6 protein-coding genes, 3 tRNA genes and 1 rRNA gene (1 of these 10 only partly in view) are annotated in these 7576 nt (G+C 32.1%); 2 read left to right on the top strand and 8 right to left on the bottom strand.

The window, feature by feature from the left end; all coding sequences use genetic code 11:
• Window positions 1-11: 11 nt before the first annotated feature.
• Together EPU_RS00545 and leuS are read right to left on the bottom strand one after the other, a co-directional pair.
• Window positions 12-869, bottom strand: coding sequence for an aldose 1-epimerase family protein (locus EPU_RS00545; protein WP_029487722.1), 858 nt, complete (start codon window positions 867-869; stop codon window positions 12-14).
• A gap of 54 nt (window positions 870-923) precedes the next feature.
• Complete coding sequence (leuS, locus tag EPU_RS00550) at window positions 924-3320, bottom strand: leucine--tRNA ligase (RefSeq protein ID WP_010165779.1); 2397 nt, start codon at window positions 3318-3320, stop codon at window positions 924-926.
• A 197-nt stretch (window positions 3321-3517) separates the two neighbouring features.
• On the opposite strand from leuS, the gene EPU_RS00555 reads away from it, so the two are divergent.
• Window positions 3518-4303, top strand: a complete 786-nt coding sequence (locus tag EPU_RS00555) for a hypothetical protein (protein ID WP_010165781.1) — start codon at window positions 3518-3520, stop codon at window positions 4301-4303.
• Window positions 4304-4458: 155 nt separating this feature from the next.
• Window positions 4459-5190, top strand: coding sequence for a hypothetical protein (locus tag EPU_RS00560; protein WP_010165783.1), 732 nt, complete (start codon window positions 4459-4461; stop codon window positions 5188-5190).
• Between the two features lie 44 nt (window positions 5191-5234).
• On the opposite strand, the gene EPU_RS10970 is transcribed toward EPU_RS00560, so the two are convergent.
• From EPU_RS10970 to EPU_RS00590, 6 genes are all read right to left on the bottom strand, one after another.
• Window positions 5235-5783 carry a GNAT family N-acetyltransferase gene (locus EPU_RS10970; protein ID WP_010165785.1) on the bottom strand — a complete coding sequence of 183 codons (549 nt, stop codon included), beginning with the start codon at window positions 5781-5783 and terminating at the stop codon, window positions 5235-5237.
• A 21-nt stretch (window positions 5784-5804) separates the two neighbouring features.
• On the bottom strand, window positions 5805-6335 hold the full coding sequence (locus EPU_RS00570; protein ID WP_010165786.1) for a dihydrofolate reductase family protein: 531 nt from the start codon (window positions 6333-6335) through the stop codon (window positions 5805-5807).
• Between the two features lie 309 nt (window positions 6336-6644).
• Window positions 6645-6715 (bottom strand) — tRNA-Cys (locus tag EPU_RS00575).
• 59 nt (window positions 6716-6774) lie between these two features.
• Window positions 6775-6846 (bottom strand) — tRNA-Glu (locus tag EPU_RS00580).
• Between the two features lie 12 nt (window positions 6847-6858).
• Window positions 6859-6930 (bottom strand) — tRNA-Asn (locus EPU_RS00585).
• Window positions 6931-6995: 65 nt separating this feature from the next.
• A 23S ribosomal RNA gene (locus EPU_RS00590) occupies window positions 6996-7576 on the bottom strand; it runs 2314 nt beyond the window's last position.

Raw genomic sequence — 7576 nt, forward strand, 5'->3', positions numbered from 1 at the left:
AATCTGGAACCCTATTTAATTGTTATTTTATGAACACACTCAAATTGCTTCTGCGACATTAATTTTAATGCTGTCGATTTATTTATCAACTCTTTGCTATCATGAACAAAGTCTGCATGACCGTACCAAGGTTCAAAACAAATAAACGGCGCATCTGGAGACCATAATGCTACATATGGAAAATTTGTTATATCAAAAATTACTTCATGTTTATTTTTATTCGAATGCAACGTCATTTTACTACTTTTTAATCCTTCAAAAATAATTACTCTCTCATGTAACAATTGATGAGAGAGATGTATAGTAGTCCCTTTAAAAAATCTTTTGATTACATCAGCATAACCATTTTTTGAACATCCAAATGTTGTAGTACTTTCTTCGGAATCAAATGTGATTTTATAATCATCAAATTGCTCATYTTCTAGTAATGGGCATCTAATTGCTGGATGAGCTCCAATTTTAAATGCCATTTTTTTACTATCCATATTTTTCACTACATATTTAATATCTAGCGTATCTTCATTTAATGTATATATTATATTCAATACAAATTCAAATGGATAGATTCTTTTCGTTTCTTCAGAAGCCCTTAGCTCAAAAGTTACACTTGTTTCAGTTTGCTCTATTACGTCAAATGTTTGATGCCTTGCGAAACCATGAGATGGCATCGGATATGTTGTTCTTTCATAAATATATTCATCGTCTACAATTCTACCTACAATTGGAAATAAAATAGGTGCTTGATATTCCCAATAAGTTTTGTCTCCACACCAAATATACTCAATTCCTTCATTATTTACTAAAGATGTAAGTTCTGCACCTTTTAGCTTAAATTTCGCTGTTAACTTATTATTTTGTAAAACAACCATATGTTCATTTATCCTTTCGTATATAGTGAAGGGGCATATTGCCCCCAAATATTATTATTTTGCAACAATATTTATAAGTCTACCCGGTACATAAATTTCTTTCATAATATTCTTATTTTCAAGTCTTGCTTTTACAATTTCTTTAGCCTTAGATATAATTTCTGTTTCTGTTTCATTTTTTGCTACTTTCAATTTACCTGCCATTTTTCCAGATATTTGAATAACAATTTCGATTTCTGCATCTTCCATTTTCTTTTTATCATATTTAGGCCACTTTTCATCAAATATAGATGTAGAATGCCCCAACATTTCAAATAATTCACTTGCAATATGAGGAGTAATTGGAGATAGAAGAATTACTAAGGTTTCAAGAGTTTTTTTATCAACTCCGCCAAATTGCTTTTGAAGATTTAGCAAATTATTAGTATGCTCCATAAATCCACTCACTACAGTATTTAAACTAAAGCCTTCCATACGGGTAGTAATGTCATAAATAAGCTTATGGCGTTCTCTTTCTAAATCAGTATTTTGTTTAATCTCTTTGTTAGTACTCACAAGTCTCCATATTTTATTTAGGAACCTATAAACACCTTCAATACCTCTGTCATCCCATTCACTATCTAGCTCTGGAGGTCCAATAAACAATTCATACATACGAAGCGAATCACAACCATAATTTTTTACTAAATCATCTGGAGAAACCACATTTCCTTTAGATTTGCTCATCTTAATACCATTTTTAGTAACCATACCTTGATTAAATAATCTTGTAAATGGTTCTTTAAAATCTACCACTCCAATATCTTGCAAAAATTTTGTATAAAATCTTGCATATAATAAATGCAATACTGCATGCTCAATTCCACCAACATACATATCAACAGGCAACCAATCTTTCATTGCTTTTTTGCTAATAAGCTCTTTTTTATTATGAGGATCTGTATATCTTAAAAAATACCATGAAGACCCTGCCCATTGAGGCATAGTATTAGTTTCGCGTTTTGCGGGTCCTCCACACTTAGGACAAGTAGTATTAACCCACTCTGTTATAGCCGCTAACGGCGATTCACCCGTTCCAGTCGGTTCATAACTTTCAACATCAGGCAACATTACAGGAAGGTCACTTTCTTTAACCCCAACAACACCACATTTATCACAATGCACAATTGGAATAGGCTCTCCCCAATATCTTTGTCTCGAAAATACCCAATCACGTAACTTATAATTTGTAGTTTTCTTTCCAATATTCTCTTTTTCTAGATAATCTGCAATAACATTTTTAGCTTCACTAGATTTCATTCCATTAAACTGTTCAGAGTTTATCATAACCCCTTCTTCTGTATATGCTTCTAATAATTCTATTTCTACTCCATCTTTTGAAATTACAGGAGTTATTGGCAGATCAAATTTTTGCGCAAATTCAAAATCACGGGCATCATGAGCAGGTACACACATTATTGCACCTGTACCATAATCTACAAGCACATAGTCGGAAATCCAAATCGGTACTCGTTTTCCGTTTAGCGGATTTATAGCATATCTCCCTAAAAATACTCCAGTTTTTTCTTTGTCGGTCATTCTATCTATAGAAGATTTTGTACTACTAGCAAACACATATTTTTCAACCTCTTCTTTTTTATCATTAGTTGCTAATTTACTTACCAATGCATTTTCTGGTGCTAATACCATAAAGGTTGCTCCAAAAAGTGTATCTGGTCTAGTAGTAAAAACTTTAATTTTATCATCTAGACCTTCAACTTCAAAGTCAATTTCAGCACCATAACTTTTTCCAATCCAATCTGCTTGCATTTTCTTAACTTTTTCAGGCCAATCTAAATTTTCTAAATCTTCCAGCAGTCTACTAGCATATGCTGTAATTTTCAGCATCCACTGCCTAAGATTTTTCTTTGTCACAACACTACTGCACCTTTCACAAAGCCCCTCTTTAACTTCTTCATTTGCAAGCCCTGTTTTACAAGATGGACACCAATTAATAGGCATTTCTTTTTCATATGCTAACCCATTTTCAAACATTTTTAAAAAAATCCATTGTGTCCATTTATAAAATTCTGGATCGGTTGTATTAACCTCTTTTTCCCAATCATATATAGCTCCAATTTCTTCTAACTGCCTTTTGAAATTTTTCACATTCTCTGCTGTCGCTATTGCCGGATGCATCTTCTTTGCAATTGCATAATTTTCAGCTGGTAATCCAAACGCATCCCATCCCATTGGATGCAGTATATATTTATTATTCAAAATTTGATATCTAGACCATACATCCGATAACACATATCCTCTCCAATGCCCAACATGTAGTCCATTTCCTGAAGGATAAGGAAACATATCTAAACAATAATAATTTTCTTTGCTAGGTGTTTTTTTGTTGATAGGATTTTCCTCCCATTTTTTGCGCCATTTTTTTTCTATTAAGCTATAGTTATAATTCATAAAATCTCCTTTTATATTTTTTTTAAATATATCATGTAATTTGGCAAAAATCAACCTCATCTGTAAGAGTATTACATTCATTCCTTAAAATTAATATACTAATTCATCTATTTTACCAAATCAATGCTYAATCAGTGCTAAAGCATACAATTGCAGAATATAATACAATCGTATAAAAAAGAAAGGAGGGTACGTACATGGCAGTTATAAAAAATTATTTACCAACTTTGATCAAACTAGGTATTGCAGGATTATTAGTCGTAATTTTTGATAAATTAATTATTGGTATATTATTTGCCAAATGGATTAGAACTTTTACATTTATGGCACTATTAATTTACCTCGTAATTAACCATAAATTGATAATTGAGAAAATAAATACTATTTTTACTCATTTCACATCTACACACAGTTCTTATAAATCGTATACTGTTAAAACTGCTATTGCTTTGCCAATCATCATTATTGATGCAGCAGTTCTTGGTCATGGATTAGAAGTCTACGCTGGCTTAGCCTCATTACACAAGATAGCATATGTCATGCCAGATTTCATTTTGTTTTCAGTCTGTGCATATACCTTATACAATAAAGAAAAAATTATTGCAACCGCTAAGAAAATCATTACTGTTATTACCAAATACGTACTACCCAAAATATTAATTATTGTTGCTGCTTATATTGTTATTACTCTTGGAAACATAACTTCTAACACAAATTCTGTAGTAGCAAATGAACAGTCCAGTCTCACATCCTCACAATTAATGATATCTAACAACAATACTTCAGCAGTAGAACAGTCTCTAATTTCAACATCTCAGCAACCTTCTATTGAACTGCAATATCAATCATCTCTTGCTTATACAGAACAATACTTTAATTTTTCATCATTTAATTCAATTGATTTAGTTTTCTTCTATGTCATGGCAATTACTTTTATAATAGCATCGCCATTATTAATGAAAAAAATTCACAAAAATATTTAATAAATATCCCAACCATGGAGAAATTTAAACTTCATGGTTTAATTAACAATATTTGATATAAAAACTTTTTTTTTAAAGTAATAATTAAAATTTTTATTTTTGAACATACTAATGTATAGTAATTCAATATTTATTATTTAAAGGAGTCTCCAACAATGTATATCCTAAGTTGTAATATGCAAGGTAATGGTAATGAAAAATTTTCCGTCCTAACTACCAAAATGCAAGATCTAAACATTAGTCCTGATGTTTTTATGCTTCAAGAAGTAGGTAGCCGTAGTAATCCTGGCTTTATACTAGAAGAAGAATATGAAAACTATATCTGCATATTAACTAAGCCTAATCCTACTGCTACCAATTTACACTGTCATATCTGTATTTTGGTAAAACAAGAATTGAAACGCGATTTTAAATTTGAAGAACTCATTAAAAATATGGATAGCCCTGTACTTGTAATGTATGATGAAGATATTGCTATCGCAACTATGCGTGCTATTACTAATACTTCTGAATCAACAGCTCACGTAAAGTCAATGCTTAAAACTTTTGAAGATTGGACAGAAAATAAAAAAATTAATAGTTGGATTTTAATTGGTGAATTTAACTCAGAAATCATTAATTATAATTCTGATAAAGAATTTAATTATGAATTTAACCATATAATCCCATATAGTGGATTACGTGTTAGAGGTGGTAGGTTTGAGTGTGATCTAGTTTGTTCCAAAAATCTTTCGTTAAATCCAAGTGGTAATGAAGTTGTTTCTTTAGATTTTGCATTTAGCCGCAATATTAGTTATTCTGCACCATTAAATACTTCTATTATTAGTAATATCGATATTGGTCAAGGCAATCAAAATCCCAAAATTATTAATATCAAATCTTCATAAACAAAAAAGGGTCAAGTACTATTTAATAGTATCGACCCTTTTCTTTAATAAAATTTAATAAAATCAACAGTATCTACACCTTGTAGTTCTTTAGCAGGTTCTTCAATGTCTTTTATTGGATATACATAATACGCTGTATCTAACCATTCATCAAACTTATAACCTATTTTTTCCATTGTAGCCACTAAAGTAAAGCCTAATTTTTCATGAAATTTCATACTTTTTTTATTAGAAGACGTAATAATAGCATAAGCAGTATAAAAACCTTGTACTTTTAGCAATGCTAGTAATGCTTTATATAAATACTCTCCTATTCCTTGTTCAACAAAGCTCGGATCTAGATATATAGAAGTTGTAACAGAATATTTATACCCTTCTCTATCCATAAATTTAGTCGCATACGCAAAACCAATAATATCTCCTTCTAATTCATATACTATATATGAATGAGTTTTAGCAATGGTATTCACACGATTTTTAAACTCTTCCAAACTAGGTAATTCTATTTCAAGACTCGCTCCCGTATATGTTACATAATAACTATAAATTTTATAAATTCTTTCAATATCTGTGTCTTTTACAAATCTAATCACTTTCAAAATCCTTTCAAAATCTTATTGCTTTTTATATTTTAAATCTACAATTCCATTATAACTTCTAGTAGCTAGTAATTTTAGGTTAACTGCTATATTTTTTGCATTAAAAAGACGTAGTCCGTTTCCTAATATAATCGGTATGATGGTTATCCAATATTCATCTATCAAATTTTCATTATGAAATTGACTAATAATATTCGCTCCACCACAAATCCAAATATTTTTATTATTTTTCTTTTTTATATTATCAATTAACATTCCGATATTTTGATTTGTAAATATTATTTCTTCCCTCGAATTATATTCTTTATTGGTAAGAACATACGTTTGCTTACCTTTATATGCCCATTCTTTTGGTGACAATTCATTTACAATTTGATCATACGTTGTTGAACCTAAAATTACAGTATCTACAGTTTCTATAAATTCTAAAAAACTACCAATATTTTCAATATCACTTCCATCACCATGAAGCCAATTTACTCCTCCATTTTCATCTGCAATATATCCATCTAAACTCATTGCAATATATACTATTACCTTGGGCATGTCCCTCCTCCAATTCGATAATCATATGATATAAGAATTTTATTTTATTAATTTACATTAATTATTAAATATATGTTTTTTATAAACACATACATAAAATTTATTCAATAAAAATTCTTCAAAATAGAACATATAATTTAAATAGCTACTTCCTTAGTAATGTAGTCATTATCTATCATAACACAGGTTACATATTCCTGTCCACTTTTTTATATATGTAAAAGTTATTTTTCTCATTCTTTTTACTTTTTTCTGCAATAAAAAAGAGAAGATACAAAATCCTCTCCCTATTAACTACAAAAAATAAAAAGGCGACAACCAGATTTGAACTGGTGGTGAAGGTGTTGCAGACCTCTGCCTTACCACTTGGCTATGCCGCCCTAACTTGGCAACCACTTAATGAGAACAAATGTTTCCTAAAAGCAAATTATTACCAAAATGACCCATGGGAGAATCGAACTCCCGTTACCGCCGTGAAAGGGCGGTGTCTTGACCGCTTGACCAATGGGCCTAAATTTTACAGCTCCCCGAGTAGGGTTCGAACCTACGACCCTTCGGTTAACAGCCGAATGCTCTGCCGCTGAGCTATCGAGGAATATTGTACTTTCAAAACTGAACACAATGAAGAAAAGAATATACTACACAAAACCCATTTTAAATTAGGTCAAACCCTCGAACCATTAGTATTGGTCAGCTCGAATGTTACCACTCTTACACCTCCAACCTATCTACCTTGTAATCTGCAAGGGATCTTACTTCTTACGAATGGGAAATCTTATCTTGAGGTCTGTTTCACGCTTAGATGCCTTCAGCGTTTATCATATCCAGACTTGGCTACTCTGCTATAGACTTGGTAGTCTAACAGATGCACCAGCGGTCCGTCCAACCCGGTCCTCTCGTACTAAGGTCAGCTCCTCTCAAATTTCCTACGCCCACGACGGATAGGGACCGAACTGTCTCACGACGTTCTGAACCCAGCTCGCGTACCGCTTTAATGGGCGAACAGCCCAACCCTTGGAACCTGCTACAGCTCCAGGATGCGATGAGCCGACATCGAGGTGCCAAACCTCCCCGTCGATGTGAACTCTTGGGGGAGATAAGCCTGTTATCCCCGGGGTAGCTTTTATCCGTTGAGCGATGGCAATCCCACTTTCATACCACCGGATCACTAAGTCCTACTTTCGTACCTGCTTCATCCGTCGATGTCACAGTCAAGCAACCTTATGCCTTTGCACTCTTCG

Origin of the sequence: Candidatus Epulonipiscium viviparus (genome assembly GCF_000171335.1) — a bacterium.
GTDB classification, from domain to species: Bacteria; Bacillota; Clostridia; order Lachnospirales; family Cellulosilyticaceae; genus Epulonipiscioides; species Epulonipiscioides viviparus.

Bases quoted from the DNA above. Each gene is read 5' to 3' on its own strand.
- EPU_RS00555 (WP_010165781.1), top strand. From the start codon at position 3,518: ATGGCAGTTATAAAAAATTATTTACCAACTTTGATCAAACTAGGTATT.
- EPU_RS00570 (WP_010165786.1), bottom strand. From the start codon at position 6,335: ATGCCCAAGGTAATAGTATATATTGCAATGAGTTTAGATGGATATATT.
- leuS (WP_010165779.1), bottom strand. From the start codon at position 3,320: ATGAATTATAACTATAGCTTAATAGAAAAAAAATGGCGCAAAAAATGG.
- EPU_RS00560 (WP_010165783.1), top strand. From the start codon at position 4,459: ATGTATATCCTAAGTTGTAATATGCAAGGTAATGGTAATGAAAAATTT.